Origin of the sequence: Virgibacillus oceani, from assembly GCF_041521345.1 — a bacterium.
GTDB lineage: Bacteria > Bacillota > Bacilli > Bacillales > Amphibacillaceae > Virgibacillus_N > Virgibacillus_N oceani_A.
In genome coordinates, this window is record NZ_JBGOHB010000002.1 from 92,330 (window position 1) to 112,239 (window position 19,910).

The 19,910-nt window shown below is 38.9% G+C and carries 22 protein-coding genes; 6 read left to right on the forward strand and 16 right to left on the reverse strand.

Annotated features, from left to right (window positions below; translation table 11 throughout):
- The first annotated feature begins 37 nt into the window (after window positions 1-37).
- Both ACDX78_RS02500 and ACDX78_RS02505 read left to right on the forward strand, forming a co-directional pair.
- Complete coding sequence (locus tag ACDX78_RS02500) at window positions 38-559, forward strand: tryptophan transporter (protein WP_486025079.1); 522 nt, start codon at window positions 38-40, stop codon at window positions 557-559.
- Window positions 560-738: 179 nt separating this feature from the next.
- On the forward strand, window positions 739-1,098 hold the full coding sequence (locus ACDX78_RS02505; protein WP_486025081.1) for a YtxH domain-containing protein: 360 nt from the start codon (window positions 739-741) through the stop codon (window positions 1,096-1,098).
- Window positions 1,099-1,944: 846 nt separating this feature from the next.
- Here the strand turns inward: ACDX78_RS02505 and ACDX78_RS02510 are convergent.
- From ACDX78_RS02510 to ACDX78_RS02520, 3 genes are all read right to left on the reverse strand, one after another.
- Window positions 1,945-2,847, reverse strand: a complete 903-nt coding sequence (locus ACDX78_RS02510) for a glycine betaine ABC transporter substrate-binding protein (protein ID WP_486025083.1) — start codon at window positions 2,845-2,847, stop codon at window positions 1,945-1,947.
- Window positions 2,848-2,920: 73 nt separating this feature from the next.
- The gene (locus ACDX78_RS02515; protein ID WP_486025085.1) at window positions 2,921-3,778 is read right to left on the reverse strand and encodes an ABC transporter permease; all 858 of its coding nucleotides are present in this window, start codon (window positions 3,776-3,778) and stop codon (window positions 2,921-2,923) included.
- Entirely contained in the window at window positions 3,771-4,970 is a 1,200-nt protein-coding gene (locus tag ACDX78_RS02520) for a quaternary amine ABC transporter ATP-binding protein (protein WP_486025087.1), read from the reverse strand. Before ACDX78_RS02520 ends, ACDX78_RS02515 begins: the two co-directional genes overlap by 8 nt.
- A gap of 329 nt (window positions 4,971-5,299) precedes the next feature.
- Between ACDX78_RS02520 and ACDX78_RS02525 the strand changes: the two genes are divergently transcribed.
- Window positions 5,300-5,791, forward strand: a complete 492-nt coding sequence (locus ACDX78_RS02525) for a GbsR/MarR family transcriptional regulator (protein ID WP_486025089.1) — start codon at window positions 5,300-5,302, stop codon at window positions 5,789-5,791.
- A gap of 44 nt (window positions 5,792-5,835) precedes the next feature.
- Here the strand turns inward: ACDX78_RS02525 and ACDX78_RS02530 are convergent, their stop codons facing one another.
- On the reverse strand, window positions 5,836-6,192 hold the full coding sequence (locus ACDX78_RS02530) for a DUF1878 family protein (protein ID WP_486025091.1): 357 nt from the start codon (window positions 6,190-6,192) through the stop codon (window positions 5,836-5,838).
- A gap of 240 nt (window positions 6,193-6,432) precedes the next feature.
- Between ACDX78_RS02530 and ACDX78_RS02535 the strand changes: the two genes are divergently transcribed.
- Together ACDX78_RS02535 and ACDX78_RS02540 are read left to right on the forward strand one after the other, a co-directional pair.
- Entirely contained in the window at window positions 6,433-6,618 is a 186-nt protein-coding gene (locus tag ACDX78_RS02535; protein ID WP_486025093.1) for a hypothetical protein, read from the forward strand.
- Between the two features lie 111 nt (window positions 6,619-6,729).
- Complete coding sequence (locus tag ACDX78_RS02540) at window positions 6,730-7,611, forward strand: peptidylprolyl isomerase (RefSeq protein ID WP_486025095.1); 882 nt, start codon at window positions 6,730-6,732, stop codon at window positions 7,609-7,611.
- 140 nt (window positions 7,612-7,751) lie between these two features.
- On the opposite strand, the gene ACDX78_RS02545 is transcribed toward ACDX78_RS02540, so the two are convergent.
- The 12 genes from ACDX78_RS02545 to ACDX78_RS02600 all read right to left on the reverse strand — a co-directional run bounded on the left by ACDX78_RS02545 (window position 7,752) and on the right by ACDX78_RS02600 (window position 19,473).
- A complete protein-coding gene (locus ACDX78_RS02545) occupies window positions 7,752-7,940 on the reverse strand; it encodes a sporulation YhaL family protein (protein ID WP_486025097.1) in 189 nt (62 codons plus the stop codon).
- Window positions 7,941-8,011: 71 nt separating this feature from the next.
- A complete protein-coding gene (gene yhaM / locus ACDX78_RS02550) occupies window positions 8,012-8,959 on the reverse strand; it encodes a 3'-5' exoribonuclease YhaM (protein ID WP_486025099.1) in 948 nt (315 codons plus the stop codon).
- A 117-nt stretch (window positions 8,960-9,076) separates the two neighbouring features.
- The gene (locus ACDX78_RS02555) at window positions 9,077-9,628 is read right to left on the reverse strand and encodes a GbsR/MarR family transcriptional regulator (protein WP_486025101.1); all 552 of its coding nucleotides are present in this window, start codon (window positions 9,626-9,628) and stop codon (window positions 9,077-9,079) included.
- Window positions 9,629-9,717: 89 nt separating this feature from the next.
- Window positions 9,718-12,669 carry an ATP-binding protein gene (locus ACDX78_RS02560; RefSeq protein WP_486025103.1) on the reverse strand — a complete coding sequence of 984 codons (2,952 nt, stop codon included), beginning with the start codon at window positions 12,667-12,669 and terminating at the stop codon, window positions 9,718-9,720.
- Between the two features lie 10 nt (window positions 12,670-12,679).
- Complete coding sequence (locus tag ACDX78_RS02565; RefSeq protein WP_486025105.1) at window positions 12,680-13,900, reverse strand: metallophosphoesterase family protein; 1,221 nt, start codon at window positions 13,898-13,900, stop codon at window positions 12,680-12,682.
- 465 nt (window positions 13,901-14,365) lie between these two features.
- Window positions 14,366-14,722: a DUF1801 domain-containing protein gene (locus ACDX78_RS02570; RefSeq protein WP_486025107.1), complete on the reverse strand. Its 357-nt coding sequence runs from the start codon at window positions 14,720-14,722 to the stop codon at window positions 14,366-14,368.
- Between the two features lie 18 nt (window positions 14,723-14,740).
- Window positions 14,741-15,994, reverse strand: coding sequence for an ABC transporter permease (locus ACDX78_RS02575; RefSeq protein WP_486025109.1), 1,254 nt, complete (start codon window positions 15,992-15,994; stop codon window positions 14,741-14,743).
- The gene (locus ACDX78_RS02580; RefSeq protein ID WP_486025111.1) at window positions 15,987-16,886 is read right to left on the reverse strand and encodes an ABC transporter ATP-binding protein; all 900 of its coding nucleotides are present in this window, start codon (window positions 16,884-16,886) and stop codon (window positions 15,987-15,989) included. The genes ACDX78_RS02575 and ACDX78_RS02580 overlap by 8 nt, the downstream gene beginning before the upstream one ends.
- Before the next feature lie 70 nt (window positions 16,887-16,956).
- On the reverse strand, window positions 16,957-17,121 hold the full coding sequence (locus tag ACDX78_RS02585) for a helix-turn-helix transcriptional regulator (RefSeq protein WP_486025298.1): 165 nt from the start codon (window positions 17,119-17,121) through the stop codon (window positions 16,957-16,959).
- Between the two features lie 484 nt (window positions 17,122-17,605).
- The gene (locus ACDX78_RS02590; protein WP_486025113.1) at window positions 17,606-18,916 is read right to left on the reverse strand and encodes a serine hydrolase; all 1,311 of its coding nucleotides are present in this window, start codon (window positions 18,914-18,916) and stop codon (window positions 17,606-17,608) included.
- Window positions 18,917-18,931: 15 nt separating this feature from the next.
- Complete coding sequence (locus tag ACDX78_RS02595; protein WP_486025115.1) at window positions 18,932-19,243, reverse strand: hypothetical protein; 312 nt, start codon at window positions 19,241-19,243, stop codon at window positions 18,932-18,934.
- A 2-nt stretch (window positions 19,244-19,245) separates the two neighbouring features.
- Window positions 19,246-19,473: a helix-turn-helix transcriptional regulator gene (locus ACDX78_RS02600; RefSeq protein ID WP_486025117.1), complete on the reverse strand. Its 228-nt coding sequence runs from the start codon at window positions 19,471-19,473 to the stop codon at window positions 19,246-19,248.
- Window positions 19,474-19,716: 243 nt separating this feature from the next.
- Here ACDX78_RS02600 and ACDX78_RS02605 point away from each other — a divergent pair, with 243 nt between their 5' ends.
- Window positions 19,717-19,905 carry a YhzD family protein gene (locus ACDX78_RS02605; RefSeq protein WP_486025119.1) on the forward strand — a complete coding sequence of 63 codons (189 nt, stop codon included), beginning with the start codon at window positions 19,717-19,719 and terminating at the stop codon, window positions 19,903-19,905.
- The last annotated feature ends 5 nt before the right edge of the window (window positions 19,906-19,910 follow it).

Genomic DNA, 19,910 nt, shown 5'->3' on the forward strand with positions numbered 1-19,910 from the left:
AAAATAGCTGAGGATTGTGAGAAGAGGAGAGGTAAAAATGAATACAAGAATTTTGGTCATTTTGTCACTGCTGGTAGGGATTGGAGCTGTGCTGCACGCTGTAGTGCCGCCTATTTTGTTCGGAGTGAAGCCGGATATGATCTTAGCAATGATGTTTTTGGGAATTATGCTATTTCCTAAGTTGAAATACGTTGTGATTCTGGCTGTTGCCACGGGAGTAATTTCCGCATTAACAACTGCTGCACCAGGCGGACAGATTGCTAACTTCATAGACAAGCCGATTACAGCGCTGATTTTCTTTGCTTTATTTTTATTAGTCAGAAATAAAGTAAAGGACCATATCAGTGCACCAACATTAACTGCGGTGGGTACCATGGTCAGTGGTTCCATCTTTCTGAGCGTTGCTTTATTCATCGTTGGATTAATGGAAGGCGGATTTATAGCATTATTCATTGGTGTTGTATTACCTGCTGCGGTAGTGAACACACTGATTATGGCCGTTGTTTATCCAATAGTGCAAGGGATACTTAAACGATCTCGACCAATTGAAATTGTGTAAACGAAAAAATCACATCCTCTGGCACCTGACTGTCAGAGGATTTCTTTTTTAATCTCATACGTGTATTATTCATCCATTAACACTCCGCGTGAACAAATTTTTCTTACATAAGAATTTACGTTTGATACTACCTCAAAAAGAGGTAAGATATAGAAAAGAAGTGAAAGGAGTTTAGCAATATGTCAAAAAGAAAGTCATTACTCCTCGGATTTCTGGTTGGTGGAACAGTAACGGTTGCTGCCACTTTATTAACTACACCAGCATCCGGTCAACAAATGAGAAACCGGGTAAAAGATCAAGGATTGGAATGGAGAGAGCTGGTCCATAACCTGAAAGAGGATAGCGTACGTCTAAAAGAGCAGCTTTTTAAAACTTCCCAGGAAGGAAGTATACTCGTAAAGGATTTAACTCAGGAAATGAAAAAAACGGTGATGGACTGGAAAGAAACGGTGGAGCCCCATCAGGAAAATATCCATAACTATCTATCGCAAATTGAAACAAGTTTAAAAGAACTTGAAGAAAAAGTTAAAAGTCAATAAAAGTGAAGAGGCTGAGACAGAACTCTGAGTAGTTTTGAAAATACGAACCATCCACCACAGTAGCTCCGGAAATATACGTAGACTCCTGTGGGAGCAAAGGCATCGGTGAGACCCCGCAGTGCGACAGCACGAGGAGGCTCACCAGCCGCCCACGGAAAGCGAAGTATATTTCCGGAGCGAGTCATAAGATTAATGTTGTTCGGATTTTCGTTTGCTAAAATGGTTCTGTCCCAGCCTCTTTTTTACTTCGCACCTTCAGTTATTGGCGCGATCTGTGTCTTCTTTTTAAAGGCGACATTAATATAGCAGAATTTTGATGATTATCTGTCTCTATTGAAGATATTACATCTGCAAATGCCAAGCTGTACCTGCTTTCTATATTTGCTCCCAATGACATGCCTAAGGCACCTGAGAGTTTTATTTTGATTTATAAACCGCGATTATTAATTTTTTTAGTATACTATTAAATATGCCGCCCCCAAAGAAATCCTCTGAATTACTCACCTTAGAATATCTCATCATTCGAATGAACCTGCTACATAAGGATAAGCTGTATTATTTATTCCTGAAGATAGGCTTTGAAGGAAAAAAGAAATTTGATTTATGGACTGGAAAGCTTCAATGTGAGTGCATCATATTGAATGATCTATTGCTGCAAATAAATAACACCACTTTCCAAGGTTTTGCACCATGAGGTATGCTTTATCAAATACCATATTCTACTTTGTCTTCTATAATGCCGATAGAAAATATTCCCTCAGGGTAAACCCTTTCCCCATTCTTATAATAAAATACATAGAAAAGGCTGATACCAAATGGTATCAGCCTCTCCATTATTAAACGACTTTATTGAATCCATTCATCCACTACATCTTGATTTCCTTCTACCCATTCGGCTGCTGCATCTTCAGGTGAAGCACCTTCCGAGATTTCCAGCATCACTTCTTCCATTGCATCACTTTCCCAGTAAAAGTTCTCAAGGATGGAATATGCTTCAGGCATATCTTCTTCTAATCCTTCACGAGCCATTGTTTCAATTGTTTCTGCAGCTCCAAAAGTTCCTTCAGGGTCATCCAAATACTTTAAGTCGTACGCAGCAAATTTCCAGTGTGGAGACCAGCCTGTTACGATAACTTCTTCTTCATTGTCAATGGCTGTTCCAAGCTCTGTAGCCATTGCCCCACTGGACGATGTTGCTACTTCCCAATCTTCCAGATTATCATAATCCTCGAGTGCCTGCTCTGAAGCAGCAACTACACCTGCACCAGGCTCAATTCCGGTGATAGCCTGGCCTGCTTCCTGATCCAGATCTGCAATGGAATCTGCATCCATGTACTCAGGCACAACCAACCCAATTTTGGCTCCTTCCAGATTTACACCCAGCTCATCTACTTGATCACCATACTCTGCGTACTGTGCTTCGTGTGTTGCCGGAAGCCACGCTGCTACCATAGCATCTGCTTCTCCATTTGCAACAGCTTCCCACATAACAGCATTATCAAGTGGGGTTACAGAAACATCATAACCTTGATCTTCCAATACCTTTCCAATAACATGTGTGGATGCAATTTCTGTATCCCACTCAACGTACACCAATTCTATTTCGCCGCTTTCTGTAGCTGCACCATCGTCACCATCACTAGCGTCTCCGTTGTCACCTGTATCTTCATCTGCACCACCACAGGCTGCGGCAAATAATGTTAATGAAAGTCCGGCTACAAGCCCTAGACGTTTCCATTGTTTAAACATAAATATGAACTCCCCTTTTCTATATTTTATTTATATGGAAACTTTTCCTTTGCAAGAAAAGATACCAACAAGATTAAGCATTTTTATCTTTATTCATATTTTGTGTAATTCGGTCCATAATTATTGCGAGGATCACAATTCCTACCCCTGCAACAAACCCTGGTCCTACCGAGGCACGCTGCAATGCGGAAAGCACTTCTCTTCCAAGTCCCGGCGCTCCAATCATGGATGCGATAACTACCATGGATAATGAAAGCATTACAGTCTGGTTAATACCAGCCATGATGGTTGCCCTCGCCATTGGCAACTGCACTTTAAACAGCTTTTGAACACCGGTGCTCCCAAATGCTTCTGAAGCCTCAACCAGCTCTTTGGATACCTGACGTATTCCCAGATTCGTGAAACGGACAGTTGGCGGTGTCGCAAAAATCAAGGAAGCGAACACCCCAGGAACCATTCCAATACCAAAGAAAACAACTGCTGGGATTAAATATACGAATGCTGGCATCGTCTGCATAAAATCAAGAATCGGCGTAATAATTGCGGCCGCAACCCTGCTTTTTGACATTAATATGCCAACAGGGACACCGATAATCACGGACAATAAACTGGCAAGCAATACCAGGGTAAAGGTGCTAATCAGTTGCTCCCATAAGCCCTGATTGTAAATTATCCAGAGACCAACAATGGAAAATGCTGCAAGTCCAAATCTTTTTCCTGTAATAAAGAATGCAATAACAGCAACTAACAAAATGATAATAATAGCAGGTACTGCCAATAACATGTCAGAAGTAAAGTCCATAAAGTTACCGAAGTACTCTTTGATTGGCTCAAACACTATAGCGAATGTTTCCTGTACCCAGTCCGTAAAATATTCAACCCATTGAGAAAGTGGTATACTCGGTACGAAATCCAATACATTATCAAGCATTTTCCATATTCACCTCGCCATCACTGGACAGTGCAGCAAGAACGGCACCCCGAACAATAATTCCAATCAATTTTCCATCTTCCACAACAGCTACCGGCATTGGTGCGTCATGGATAAGGTCAAAAATTTCATTCAAAGATGTGTCTCTATCCACTTTAGGTATATTATTCGTTACTATTTCCTTAAGATCTTTCACATCATTCTTTCTTGCGTCAGATGCATCGTCAGCAGTAACATAGCCTTTTAAATTCCGTTTGCTATCCACAACGTACATGCCTGACAAGCCTTCTTCTCTCATACGTTCCAGCGCAACCCGCGGACCATGTTTCTCGATATTAACCGTTTCCGGCCGCTTCATAATATGCTGGGCTGTTAGTACTTTGGAGCGGTCAATATCCTCCACGAATTTTTCTACATAATCATTTTTAGGCTGTACCAGGATTTCCTCCGGCGAGCCAATTTGAACGATGGATCCATCCTTCATTAGAGCAATCCGATCGCCAATTCGTAAGGCTTCATCCAAATCATGTGTAATAAATATAATCGTTCTTTGCATTTTCGCCTGCAAGTCCATCAGCTCATCCTGCATATCTTTACGGATTAATGGATCCAGTGCGGAAAAAGCTTCATCCATCAAAAGTACTTCCGGATCATTTGCCAAGGCACGAGCAAGTCCAACGCGCTGCTGCATCCCTCCAGAAAGCTGGCTTGGTTTTTGTTCCATATATCCCCCTAAACCAACTAATTCCAATGCCTCTGCAGCTTTCTTTCTTCGCTCCTCTTTTGGAACGTTTTGAATCTCCAATCCAAATTCAGCATTTTCTAAAATGGTTCTGTGCGGGAATAATGCGAAGTTTTGAAAAACCATACCTAACTTGTCTCTTCGCACATTACGCAGTTCTTTTTTGTCCATCGCTGCCAGGTTTTCACCTTCAATTTCAATACTTCCCTCTGTAGGCTCAATCAACCGGTTAATTAACCGTACTAATGTTGACTTTCCGCTCCCGGACAAGCCCATAATAACAAATACTTCTCCTTCGTCTACAGAGAAAGTTGCACGATTTACACCAACTGTGCTACCCGTTTCCTTGAGTATGTCCTCTTTGGATAAACCTTTAGACATAAGATCTAATGCCTGTTTGGTGTTTCTACCAAAGACCTTGGACAAATTCTTTGCTTCAATTACCGGCAAAATTCCTCACCCCTTTAAAATTATGGCTTTTTACCCATTTCTTTTTACTCAGTCAAAATGCATATAAATGTAATTATAACTGGTTAATTATTCAATATTAAAGCCCGTTCATCTGACCTACTCCAATACTATAAACTTTTTACCTATACAATTCAAACATTAAATTTTATTATTTAAGTATTTATTTTACGTACAGTTTATTCTGTATGAAAATTATACCGGTATTTCTTTCATTAACTTTTAATTTCTCCAATTTACGTCCCTATTATCTATTTTTAATAAATATCAAATTAGTGTAACCTTAAATCAACACCAGTTAGGGGGATATTATGAACACACCTCGGACAGAACAGATTACGGATAAAATTATGCAGGAATTTTCAAAAACACTTGAAATGTTTGATTTAACTTCATCTGAAGCACGTTTATTTGCTCATTTATATATTTCTGTAAAGCCGCTTACATTGGATGAAATGGCAGAAGCATTGGGAAAAAGCAAAACGTCTATGAGCACCAATATTCGAAGTCTATCTGATTTGAATCTGGTAACAAGGGTATGGAAAAAAGGGGAAAGAAAAGACCTGTACCAAGCAAATTCCCAACTTTTTAAAGCATTTATGAATGCCTACATCGGTAAATGGCTGGAAGCAGCCAGCCACCAAAAGCAATCATTAAAAGAGATTAATATATTTTTGGAGGGGCATGAAGCGGATGAAATTTCCACAGAATTAACCATTATTGAAGAACGCCTTGAAGATATCATCGAGTTTCATCGTCGTATTGAGTCGTTATTTAAAGAGATAAAAATGGAAGAGAAATAGAAGAAGGCTAAAAGAGGTGTGCCAACAAAGCAGTGATGAAATATTCACGACCTTCGTTGGCCTTTTCTTTTTTCAATTTCAATAATGCGTGTGAATTCCTTCATTAAAGCAGGGTAATGCCCTTCTTCTGCAAGTGCTGAGATTGTTTGATCCGGATCCAATTTTTCGTTCAGCATACCGGCAAATTCCACAAGCAAAGGAGTAAAGTCAAGAAATCCCTCTTCTTTCTGGATTTCATATTGATTATTCAACCTTGTTAACAGATGAAATAATTTTTCTGACTCCGCTTTTGACAAATTATTTTCAATCACGAGTTTAACGACCGGATAATCATCCAAGTTTAATATTTTGGATAGTAATTGGACATGAAAGGATGCTGTTTCATCTTTTGGATCTTTCAATTTAAATTACCTCTCCTTCAGCAATAGTAAAACCTTACTTCCAATTATACGCATAAAAACGAAACAAAAAAAGTTTAATTTACCTTTGAGGTTAATTGACCAAAAAAATGGGGCTTCATTTAAGAAAAAGACCATTTTGACTGTTCATATTGATAATCTTTTGATAAAGTTAGGAATATGATGTCTTAATAAAATAAATTAGAGATTATATATAGTATCCTTTCCAGGGGGGGTTTTTCAATGAGTTTTCCTTTTATTATCTATGCATTTTTCGTTTTATTTATTTTTAATTCATTAACGCATTCCTTTTGTACAAAATCGGAAATGGAAGCCGCTAAGCAGAATAAAATTTTTCGTGTAACAAATATTATGATTGTCATATTATTGGTCAATGCTTATGTGAGAATACTAAATGTGACGGTTTAATTGAATATTACTAAATTACGCTATAAATTGACATTGTACTATTATCTTTATAGCAGAATATGTTATATTTAACTGGTGATAAACTGAGTAAAAGTATAGGAGTGTACATGGATGAAAAAAATGGCAATAGCTGCATCCTTAACAGCTGGAATGTTGACATTGGCAGCTTGTACAGATGAGTCAGGTTCTGAACTGGTTGTAGAAAGTGATGCAGGAAACATTACACAAGAAGCGTTTTATGAAGAATTAAAGAACCGAAATGGGGAAGCTGTCCTGAATGAAATGGTTACCGTCCAGATTCTTGAGCAAAATTATGAAATAGATGAAGATCAGGTAGAAGAAGAAATCGAGGATATGCGGGAGCAGCTCGGTGAACAATTTGAAATGTGGATGCAACAGCAGGGGATTCAGGATGAAGATGAACTACAGGAAATACTTCGGCTAAGCCTTTTGCAAGAACAGGCCATTGCCGAAGATATTGAAATAACCGATGAAGATATACAGGTAGCATATGACCGAATGAATACCGAAATTGAAGCACAGCATATTTTAGTTGATGATGAGGAAACAGCAAACGAAGTACTGGACAGGCTTGATGATGGAGATGACTTCGGGGAACTGGCAAGCGAATATTCCACAGATGAGTCAAATGCGGAAGACGAGGGTAACTTGGGCTATTTCTCCGCAGGAATGATGGTTCCTGAATTTGAAGAAGCTGCCTATGAGATGGAAGAAGGAGAAATCAGTGATCCGGTTGCTACCCAGCACGGATTTCATATCATTCAAGTAAATGACATCCGTGAATCAGAGGAAGATATCGGTGAACTGGAAGACATGGAAGAAGATATCCGTCGTCAGTTGCTTAATGAAAGAATGGATCCAATGGCAGTCCAGGAAAAAATTAATAACTTAATTGAAGAATCAAATGTAGAAATAAATATCAGTGAATTTGAGGACATGTTTGAACAGGAAGAAGTAGAAGTACAAGGATAACAGTGATTAAAAAAGAGGCTAATACAAAATGGTGTATTGGCCTCTTTTGATTTTTTGTATGTACGATAGAAAATAAATTCATCTATCAGGCTTCAATCAGATGGGGAACCAAGCACCCCACTACTAGATTGAAGCCGTTTCTATGATGACGTTTGCTGCCCTCTTTCCCTTCTTTCCGCTTCCAGCCGATCCATATAAATCTGACCTTCTTTTTCAATAAACTCCTGCTCCAGTTTCTGCTCGGCTCTCATTGCCCGAAATGCCATAAACCCACTTAAAAATATGAACAGAATCAACATGAAAATCCACCAAGGTATCCCGAGAATCACTTTTTCAGCCTCCTTTGTCCATTATTCCTATTACAAGTATATGAACAAGCCTGCTAAAAAATGACGTCTCCTTATTTTTCCTCAAACAAAGGTTTGTAAAATGCGCGATTATCCATGGCAAACATTCTTTCCGTAAATTCACCTGGTTTCACTTTGTCCAGCGCCCGGTTTAACATGTTCATTTTTGCATCAATTAAGTCAATTAAATGAAGCAATTCAGCTTCTTTTACTAATGGAGGGGTCGGGCTTCCCCACTCTGCCTTCCCGTGATGACTTAACACAAGATGCTGCAGGATCATTACTTCTTCTCCTTCAATCTGAAGTTCCTTCGCCATGATGCCTATCTCTTCCACCATCATTGGTATATGACCCAACAGTTTTCCTTCTACCGTATAAGAAGTGGTAACAACGCCGGTTAGTTCTTTGATTTTGCCAAGGTCATGCAAAATAATGCCGGCATACAGCAGGTCTTTATTCAGTTCAGGGTATAGTTTATGCAGTTCTTTTGCCATCGCAAGCATGCTGACAATGTGATGGGCAAGACCCGAAGCATATTCATGATGATTTTTGGCTGCTGCCGGGTAAGTTAATAATGCTTCCTGGTACTTTTTAATAAATGCCCGGACAATTCGCTGGATGGTGGGGTTTTCCATTTCAAAAATGGCTTCCGTCAGCTTTTCCGTTAGAATTTGTTTCTCCACAGGTGCCTTTTCCACAAAGTCGGTAACATAGACATTATCTGTAGGCTGAGATAAACGAACAGACAGAATTTTCAGCTGTGACTTCCCTCGGAATTGATTGATTTCACCGGTTAATTTTATAATCTGCTCAGGAACAAATAATGCTTCGTCCTCTTTGGTTGCATCCCAAAGTTTAGCTTCTATTTCTCCTGTCGCATCACGCAATATCAGTGTCAAAAAAGGCTTTCCATTACTTGTTACTCCTTTGGAAACCTCTTTAATCAGCATAAAATCATCAAACGCATCTCCGACACTCATAATGCCGATTCCTTTTTTCATAATACTCCCCCCTTGACAACAAGTGAATGAAAAATTGATCTGGGGCTCTGCTTAAATGCTTGTCCCACCGTAAATATTTAAAAGCAGGCATATCTTTAATTCTAGCGCTGATTTTCCCTACTTCTTATTTTTAGGGATAAATTCAAAAATTTCTCCAGATTCAACGACTTGGATAAATTTCATTAACCAATCGTAATAATTTTTTGCATCACGAAGCTTTTCCATATCACTGGAAATTTTTTCTTTTAATGCTTCATCTGTCGTCTCCTCATATATCTTTTCCAGTTCCTCCAGTGTCTCTTCCGCTTCCTCAATATTGGATGCCGTTTGATGTTTCCAGCGGTTGCCAAATAATGAGGTAAACGATTTGTACCAGTCTTCCTCAGATCGGTAGAGATCTTTTCTTACTCCCTTTTTATAAGCCGGTTCTACCATTTTCAAACCCTCTAATGCTCTGACTCCGGTGGACATACTCGTTTTGCTCATAACAAGCGCATCCCGCATATCATCCAGGGTCATTGGCTCATCTGCAAAATATAATACACCGTACAATCTGCCTACAGAAGAGGTGATTCCGTATAAATTCATATTTTTGGCAATCACCTGTATAAATTTATCTAAGGTTTCGTCATATTTTTCCCAGTCCTGAGTCACGTTGTTTTCCGGCAATGGGCTCCCTCCAACTGCAATATAATATGGGATTAGTTTACCATTATTTTTTCTTTTATGCGAACGGAATTCTCTGACCTCTTACCCTATTAGGAAAACACTTCCTTTACATTACTTTTTTCCAATTGGATAACTAGAGAATCAGGTGCTTGGTTGATAATTTCTTTCTTACAAGAAAAAACAATTATCTGCTGTGTTCCGGAAATGGCATAGAGCACTTCCATCACACGCTGGGTACGGATGCTGTCAAAATGAATAAAGGCATCATCCAGGATAAATGGAATTTTGTATTCCTTACTCATAATATCGCTGATGGCCAACCTTAATGAAATATACAGCTGGTCAATGGTTCCTCTGGATAATTCATTTACATGATATCTAGCATGATCACTTGCCACTGCGTAAAAAGAATTGTCTTTTCCCGGCGCAAAAACTTTAACGTATCTGCCCTCTGTCAGCCTTGTAAAATAATCTGTCGTTTTTTCCATTACTTTATGCAAATACTTGTCTTTGTAATTTCGCTTCGTTTCCAAAAGCATCTCTTTCGCCGTTTTTAATATAGCCCATTTTTTCGCCAGATGATTCAGTTCTTCCTTATCCATTTCCATTTGATGCATAAGTGATGAATAGTTTTCCGAGGCTTCCAGATTCTCCAGGTTGGCATTGACTTTGGCCAGTTCATCACGTTTCTTATCTAATGACGCTTCCAGGTTCTCAACGGTTGTTTTGGTTTGTTGCTGACTATCGGATAAACTGCTTTCATACGGGATTTCCTGCAGGTCTGTTTCAGGCAAAATACGGAATATCTGCTTTTTCGCCTTCAATCTATCTTTTTTATATTTCGTTTGATCCTCAATTTGACGTGCTTTTTCATAGAATTCATCCTCTGCTGAAACACTGGCACTAGCTAATAAAGCAGCCATTTCATTTTCATAAATTTGCAGTTTCTGTTTCAACGAATCCTGTGCGTGATAGTTTTCATCAAGTAGTTCCTTGTAGTTTAAAATCTGCTTTTCCAGGTTATTTGTATTTTCCACGTATTCTTCCAGCATCTCCATGCCGGCTTGCAGAGGCAATTTTTGTTCTTGCTGAAAATACTGATCTACTTCTTCCTGAAAAGTTGTATTTTTCGCTTTCAATATTTCCATTTTCCGCTCGATATCGATTTTACCCCGGATGAGTTGTATTATATGCTTCAGGCGGTGATACATTTCCGGCCAATAGCGGATTTCTATAAGCTCAAGAAATGGGTATTCGGCAACTTGTGCCGCTGTTCTTTTTTGCAGCCACTTATTTTTCCTATCAATGAAATTTCTTTTCTCTTCCCATTTGAGCCGCTGGAGATTCAGGTTTTTCCATTGACCTTCCAAAGCTCTCCATTTAAGCAGCCGGTTCTCGTTTTGGGATAATAGCTCTTCAGCTTCATCTTTGAACTCCTTTGTAATTTCCTGTGACTGCAGTTCACGTCCATCCTGCTGCAGCAATTCTTCCATTTCCGACAAAGATTTTCTTTCGGTGTACCACAGGATTGGGCCGAATAAAAGCACAGCTATCATTAAAAAATATAATATGGATGATTCGAGAAAAAAACCTGCTCCACCCATAACAACACCTACAAACAAGCTGCCTGCCAGTAATAATTTTGCTTTTTGTTGCTTTTTCTCTTTATTTTTCTCCAAAAGCATTTTTTGATTTGCAGCGCTTTCCTGTATATTGATTGTCCACGCCTGCTCTTGAAACTTCCTTGTTTTCTCCTCCAGTTCTTTTTTTTGCTTTTCCGGTAAAATTGCAGTTTCCAATACAGCTTTTTCTTTCTGTACATATCGTTCTTGTTTGATTAATTCCTCTTGTTCCTGCTCCACTTTTTCTTTTTCAAGCTGAAATTTCTCTTTGCTTTCTTTTATATCAAGCCATTCCCTTTCGATATGAAAAGGCAGATGCATTTCAGCTAAAACTTCTTGCTTAATAACGGCATCCATCTGGTTTAGTTCATTTTCAATCTGTGCACTTGTCTTGCTAAGATTTTGCTCAAGACGAGCGAGTTCTTTGTTTCGATTTTGCCAGGCTTCTTTCTTTTCAAGCAGTCCGGTGACTTGATCCCTCGGGAAGTCATCTACTTCCTGCTGTAAAGTCTTTATTTTTTGTTCATATTTTTGCTGATTGTCCCGTAAAATGTTCAGCTCACTTTTAAGCGGAAGCAGCTTGTCCTTGACTTTCTCCAGTCTGGCAATTCCTTGCTCCGGGAAATGCAGCACTTCAGGAAATTGTTTCAACTGTTTTGCCGCTTCCATATATTCCTGTATATAAGGCAGTGCCTGCTGCTGTTTTTCTATCGTTTTTAATTCTTTTTTTTCTTCGATGATCCTTTGCTGATATTCCAAAATATCATTGTTTAATGTATTTTGATTTCCCTTCAATTCACGGTATGTTTCCTCGTTGTTTTTTGCCTGCTGAAGCTGTGTATATAAGTGATCTAGTGAGGTTAATTGCTGATTGATTAGCGGCTTGGCACCCCTTGGTTTGAATAATTCTCCCATTTGCTGATCCAGTCTCTTTTCCACGGAATAGATGGCTGCAGATCCTGTCATGCCGATACCGAGAAGCACTTCAGCGAGATCATCTTCTTTCATATTATTGATCAGATGCAAATCCATAGAGGAAAAAGAAAATATAGATTGGTAGGTTTTCTTCGTCAACCCTTTCAGCTGTTCATTCAGCCAAACTTCATCAAATTCTTTCCCATCCTCTGTATAACAGATGGCAGCTCCATTATTCACTTCATCCAGTCTTTCTATCGTGAAAACACCAACTTCAGCATCCTCAACAGTCAATCTGCCGCCCATTTTCCCACTTGTTTTCGGACGGTAAAAATTACGCTGTTTCGGTGGCAGCCCAAATAACATGAAAAGCACAAACTGATGCAGTGTGGATTTGCCGGATTCATTTTTTCCGTATATTGCAGTAAAGCTATCGGGATCAAAGTCAACTGAATAATCAACCCATTTGCCAAATCCATAGATAGTGGCATTCAAGATTTTCACCTTTATCACCTCATCCCTTCAGCAGTTCATGCATGAGTAACTGCTCTGCTTTATTTTTAATTTCCTGTTCTTTTTCCGCTGACAGCTGATCTATATATTTCCGTGCCTGCCGTTGCTGGTACAACTCTTTCATAAAGGGGTCAATAGCACGCTCTGAAAACTGACGCTGCAGCTCCCCAAAAAAGTGATCTTCTTTCCACTTACTGCTGGAAAAGTCATGTACCTGGCTTCGCCAACGAAAGATGTAAAGCCAATTCTTTTCACCGGTTGTTATGTCATTTACCAATTCTATGATTTCATTAATTAATCCGCCATTTTCCCATTCGCCGAGTAATGAATTATTACTGATTAAACTTAGATCAAGGAGGGCCGGCTCTGTCAAGGATAGTTTGTTCAGTTCTTCAAAAATCAATCTTTCCAGCTGGTGAATTTCTTTTATGCTGCTCACATCTATTCCAATAGGAAGAAATTGAATTGCCTGCAAAGGGATAAAATCCATAGACACATCATTTTCCGCCATAACAACATAATAACAGCCCTTCTCCTCTGTCTCTTTCCGATTTCTTCCCTGTAAATTCCCGGGGTAGACAACCGGTGGGTCAGTAGCTAGTAACTGTCTCTGATGAATGTGGCCAAGCGCCCAATAGTGGAAGCCTTTCTCTGTTAACTCTCGTGTTTGAAAAGGGGCGTATGTATCATGCTCCGTATTACTCTCCACACTTCCGTGCAACATGGCAATATGGAAAGGAATTTCGTTATTATGTATGTAAAACTCATTTGCTTTGTTGCTTGTAACTGCACGATTTTCATAGCTGAACCCGTATATCGAAGCAAGTGGATTTCCATTTTTCTCATAGGTGAAATGGCTAACCTCTTCTCCCGGAAAAATAAAAACATTTTCCGGATATGTAACAGGATGAACATTTCCTTTTATATAGTCATGGTTACCGTAAGACAGATAAACTTGAATATGATGATGCTTCATTTTTTCGAACCCTCTTCTTAACCGGATCTGTGCTTTTAGGCTTTGCCTTTCATTATCGAATAAATCTCCAGCAAGCAGCACAAAATCCACTTGTTTATCAATCGCTGTATTTACCAGATTTTCGAAAGCCTTAAACGTACTTTCCCGAATATATTCAAATATAGAATCCGGGGTATGCGCCAGCCCTTTAAACGGACTGTCCAAATGTAAATCAGCTGCGTGGATAAAAGAAACCTGTTTTGCCATGTCTGCACCTCCAGTAACATCAATTTCTAACATCTATTTTAGCAAAACTCCTAACAGAATGCACGTTCTGTTACTTGGGTGGATTTAATACTGCATAAACCTATGCGGGTGATGCTTAAACCTGAAGTTAAATATCAAAAAAGGTAGATCGATCTGATACTTCTATGAGTGGAAAGGCATAATGAATACTTCGAGAAGTTGTCTCGGATACCTCTTGGAACGGAAAATGATTAATGAATGCCTTGAGGACACTTCTCGAGTACCTCTTGGAACGAAAAACGATTAATGATTACCTTGAGAAGGCAACTCTAGGTACCTGGATAAACAAAATTGCAACAATCTTTATTTTAAAGAATCGTCACCTTTATAAAATAGAAAATCTGATAAAACTCTTATTCTTTCGTACCTGTAACCTGCAAAAATAACGACCCGGTTTCATCATAAACCGAGCCATTATTTCTTGCATCAAGCTTCATATTCAATTGCTTCTTCAATCAAAGCCTTCATTTTTTCCTGCTGGACATCTTCCATCTTTTTAATCCGGATATGCCGCATTTTCTTACCTTCCCCTTCAAGTATATTATCTTTATCCTGAAGCATGGCCCCGGAATAGAAACCGAGATTTACATGTTTTTTTGCCGGCTGCAGATAACAAATATTGGTGTTGCCTGTACTAAAGCAAGGCATATTCCATTTTATTTCCTCATTCATATTTTCATTTGCTTCATGAATGACCCCGCGAAGACTTTCCGTCATTTCTTTTATATCCTCAGGCAATGCTTGGATAAATTCATCCACTTTCTCATTTCTCTTAGACGCCATCTCTTGACCTCCAAAAAGTTATTTATCCTTCTTTGATAAAGCCATTGCTTTTTTAAAGTCTTTCAGTGAAGAGGATTTTCCATACATCAGGACCCCACCTTTATAAACGCGCGCCCCGATAAGTCCTAGCACAACAATCGTTCCTATTAATATACCGATCGACAGTGCTACTTCCCAGGCCGGTATATCCAGCATGCCAACTCGTAAAAACATTACCATTGGTGTAAAAAATGGAATGTAGGAACTGATCGTAACAAAAGTTGAATCCGGTATGCTAATGCCAAACATCGCTATGAAAAAGGCGATCAGAATCAGGAAAATCATTGGCATGAGCAGCTGCTGTACATCCTCCACCCTGCTGACCAATGACCCGAGCATCGCTGCCATGGTGGCATACAGGAAATAACCTAGGATGAAAAATACAATGGCGTAGATATAAATGGATATGGATGTGTCCTGGATACCAAACACTTCAAAAAATCCGCCCGTCAGTTCATCCTGTTTAGATGAAATTAACGCATAACCGACACCAACAAAGAGCACGACCTGTGTTAACCCCAGCAGAGCGACCCCCAATATTTTGGCAAACATGTGGGTAACCGGTGGTGCACTTGACACCAGAATCTCCATCACTCTAGACGACTTTTCCGTGGCCACATCCGTTGCTATCATTTGCCCGTATACAATCACAGCCATATATAACAGAAATAGCATAATGTAGACTATTCCTCTTGCCTGGCTCAGTTCTTCCTCTGTCCTGGAGCTTTCGTCCAGTGCAACTGTCTGAAAGGAAGCCGGAGCTTGGATTTCAGCTAACGTCTGTTCATCAACCCCGGATCGCTGGGTCGCAATCGCTACTTTTAATTGCTGTAATTGCTGCTCCAGCATCATTTGATTGCCATTGCCTGAAATGCTGTTTGCATAATAGGTTGCTTCCGGTAACTCGGCATCATCCAATGCTAATGTAATAAGTGCATCAAATTCACCGTCCTGCACCATGTCTTGTGCCTCTTCTTCCGCTCCGTCAAATGCGACCATTTCAATAGATTCACCAGAAGCTTCCACCTGCTGGCTGAATGGCTCCAGCAGTTCATTTGACTCATCAATAACAGCAATTTGGTCATCACTCTCATCTGCAAAAATGTCTATGATAGACTGGAAATTTGCCAGTCCGACGATAAATAATAATGTAATAACAGTACTAATGATAAATGATTTAGATTTCACCCGTGACATATATGTATGCGACATGATGATCCAAAACTTATTCATAGGAAGCACCTACTTTCTCAATGAAAATATCATTTAACGATGGTTCTTCCAAATCAAACTTACGGATGAACCCTTTACGATGCAACGCAGTAAATATTTCCTGGGAAACTTCTTCATTTTCAATTTGCAGCTCACATCCTCGCGTTGTTTTTTTGTAACTAACAACACCACGAAAATCACGAAGAAATTCCAATGGAAAATCTGCATGAACGACCAAATTTTTCTTCCCAAAAGCATCTTTAACATCCCGTAACGATCCCTGAACCACCGGACTGCCCTTATGTAAAATGCATAAATGCTTACACATCTCTTCTACATGATCCATTTGATGGGAGGAAAATACAATCGAAGTACCTTGCTCTTTTAAATCAACTACTGCTTCTTTGAGCATTTCCACATTGATGGGGTCAAGCCCGGAAAACGGCTCATCCAATATGAGCAATTCCGGCTTATGAATTACCGCAGAAATAAACTGTATTTTTTGCTGATTCCCTTTGGATAATTCTTCCACCTTTTGATTCAAATACTCAGGTACTTTAAATCTTTCGAGCCAGTTCTCCAGTTCTGTCAGTACATCATTTTTTCTCATGCCTCTTAATTTACCGAGATAAACCAGCTGATCCTTTACGGTTAATTTTGGATATAGTCCTCTCTCTTCCGGCAAGTAACCAATGATGTGACTTTTATCATAATTGATCGATTCCCCGTTCCAGGTTATATTGCCTTCTGTCTCATCCAATAACCCTAGGATCATGCGGAAGGTTGTTGTCTTCCCTGCCCCGTTTCCACCTAAAAATCCGAACATTTCCTTTTCCGGGATTTTAAGTGAAAGCTGATCCACTGCAGTGTGTTTCCCAAATTGTTTTGTTACATTATCCAATAATAATGTCATATTCAAACTCCTTTCCCTTTTATTGTTTACGTAAGTGCAAAAAATAAGTTTCATTTTTTATTTCATGAGCTTATTCTTTAAAAACATTATCAACTGTTGTACCAAAAACAGCTGTGGGATCGTACCGATTGTTTTCGATAGCGTTAATTGTTTGTCGGGATACTTTACATTTTTTTGCTAATGCATCTTGTGTGAAACCTTTGGCTTTTCGAAGTTCTTGAATTTTATTTTTCATTGCCACTCAACCGTCTGCTGTAAATCCAATAGTAAACAAAATAGCTACCAACTAAAAAGATTAAATAAAACAATGATGGATGTTTAACTTTTAGTGGCCCCGAACCGACGAATCAAATACAACGTTACTTAAGTAACTATAAATAGTAATACGATCCAACTACTCACGATGTCTTTCTGTTTGATTAATTGAGAGCCTTCATCATCGTTTGTTTCTTAACCGCCGTACTCCTTATTTCCAGTAAACCAGCCAACAATCAAGAATATAAACAAACCACCCGACATCGCAACAACCCAACTGACTAGATCCAATGCTATCACCTCTTAAATATAAAAAGTTCTTTCCATTTCATCTAAACGCATTAGATTGGTTATGTCAAAACCTTTTACATTAAATGCGTAGTATTATTTTGTTAAATGGCTTAATTACCGATGCTGAGTTAAAAGAATCCAGCATATCATCATAATTTCAAAGCTACACAATTTCACCCATCAAGTTCTGCCCGTACCTTCTCCCTAAACTCTCCATTATTGACCATCTCAGTTATAAAGCTATTCGTATGGTTTTGTAACATAAGGCTCTCCCATATGGATAAATCATCCATTAGAATCACAAGCTCAACTTTGTTCCCATCTAAATCTTCCACATACATAGCCTGATTAAAGACAAAGGCAGTTGACCCGCCTTTTGCGCCAAGATAATGATAGTGCTCTTTATTTCCTTCCACCATTTCCATCGGCCACTCCATTAAGTCCCGCATAATCATGGAAACCTCTGTTGGGAATGATTCATTTGCAATCATTTGCAACAATTTCCCATAGGATTCCGCAGGTGCATTTGGCAGGCGATCCGACCAGATCCGTTGTTCGTTTAACGAAAGATCTTGTGCTCCTTCTAATGATATACTGTTATTTTTCATCTTTTCGCTATTCTGAAGTGCCAACGCTTCATACGCCTCATTTGGCATATTTTGCAATTCCGTCTGCGGATCGTTCTCGTTGTGTTGTTTAACTTCATCTATTGCTAAAAGTGAACCTGCGATCGGGAGGACATCATCATGATCTTGCAGCTCCAATTGTGCAATACGATCATTTATATTACCCGCACCAAGCAAGTCAATCAGATAATCCGTATTTGCATTGGAGCTAAACGTAATCATTCCTTTGGCAACATCATGCAGAGGGACAGTGTTATTTTCAATTTCCCCTTCTTCCTCCAATAGCTCCAGCCATGTTTCATGGGCGCCGCCGTCGGTATTTTCAATATAGTAGTTATCCAAATGGTCGAGTGAAATCATATCATCCTTTTGAATATCTCCATGATCAATTTGATAAGCGTATTCGACGGCAATCACAATTTTCACTACACTCGCCAGCGGACGGACAACATTGGATTGATATGCGATCATTTCCTTATCATTCACGGAAACATATAAAGAAGTGTTTTCCGGATTTTTCTTTATATGTTCTAAGGTGTACTCAGGGTTTTCTTTAAAAAACACGTATGAAGCGATAAGAGCAATGGCAATGACTGCAAATATTGATGAACCATAAATAATCATGCGCTTTTTTGTATATGTTTTTTTATCAAACAGAATAAAAAGAATAAAGCCCGCAATAAATGCCAATATATAAGAGATGTTCATTATCTCGGTAAAAAACATAATACCAAATACAATGATAACAGCTATTATAAATTGGTTTATGTTGTACTTCGTTCGTTGTGATCTAATTAACAAAGGCAGGCCAGTAAATATGATAATTCCTGCCAATCCTATCCATGCGTACATATTCATGGTCAACCCCCTAATCTAATATTTTCTTTTTAGCACCATAAGGTTAATAGCATGGATAATGTAAAGCCCTGTTAACAAAAACCAAATAAGCAGTTTATATGTTTCGTAATCTATCGGCTGAATATAATCGCTTATAAGTTGAATGATCAACCATCCTAATGGCAACAGTGGAAAAACAATACTGTATGATGTGCCGGCGATGGTTTTACCGCGTTCATCTTTACCCTCCTTTCCCCACTCAAATTTCAGTGAATAAAATACTGCACCGAAAAAAATAATGACATAAAGTAAACGAAAAAGTTGATAGACCACGTATAAAATGTCCATAGTTAATTCCTCTCTCCTTCATATTGAAAAACATCGTGTAAATCTACGCCAAAAAAGATTGCCAGATCAAATGCTAATTTTAAAGATGGATTATATCTGTTTTTTTCCAATGAAATAATCGTTTGGCGACTTACACCCACGCCATCCGCTACTTCCTTTTGTGATAAATTGCGTTCAGCACGAAGAACTGTGATGCGGTTTTTAAGTGTACCTTTTTCACTCGACGGCAACTGAATAACCTCCCTTGTTAACAAGGTAATATATTTTTTACTATAAGTCAACTTTTTTTTACATTTAGTTAAAAATATATTACTCACCTATCCTATTTCAATCTAATGAGTTTCAGTTCCCGATTTTGCCGCCATTTCACTTTTCATTTTTTGAAAAAATATGTACGATAGAAGGAGATGAAATATTTTTGCAGCAAATTAGCAAGATTATAGTAGTTGCAGAATTTCGGGGAGGAAATAAGTATGGAAAGAACTTATGCATTAACGGTTTTCGATCAATCAGGGGGAAAATTGCTGGATGAGTCTTTCACGGCGAAAAATGATGATGAAGCAAAAGAAATTGGTCAAACCCGGCTGGAAGAAGAAGAATACAGCGAACGAACTCACCGCTGTGTGTCACCGGAAGCTAAATTGATTTTATTTCACAGATAAGTGAT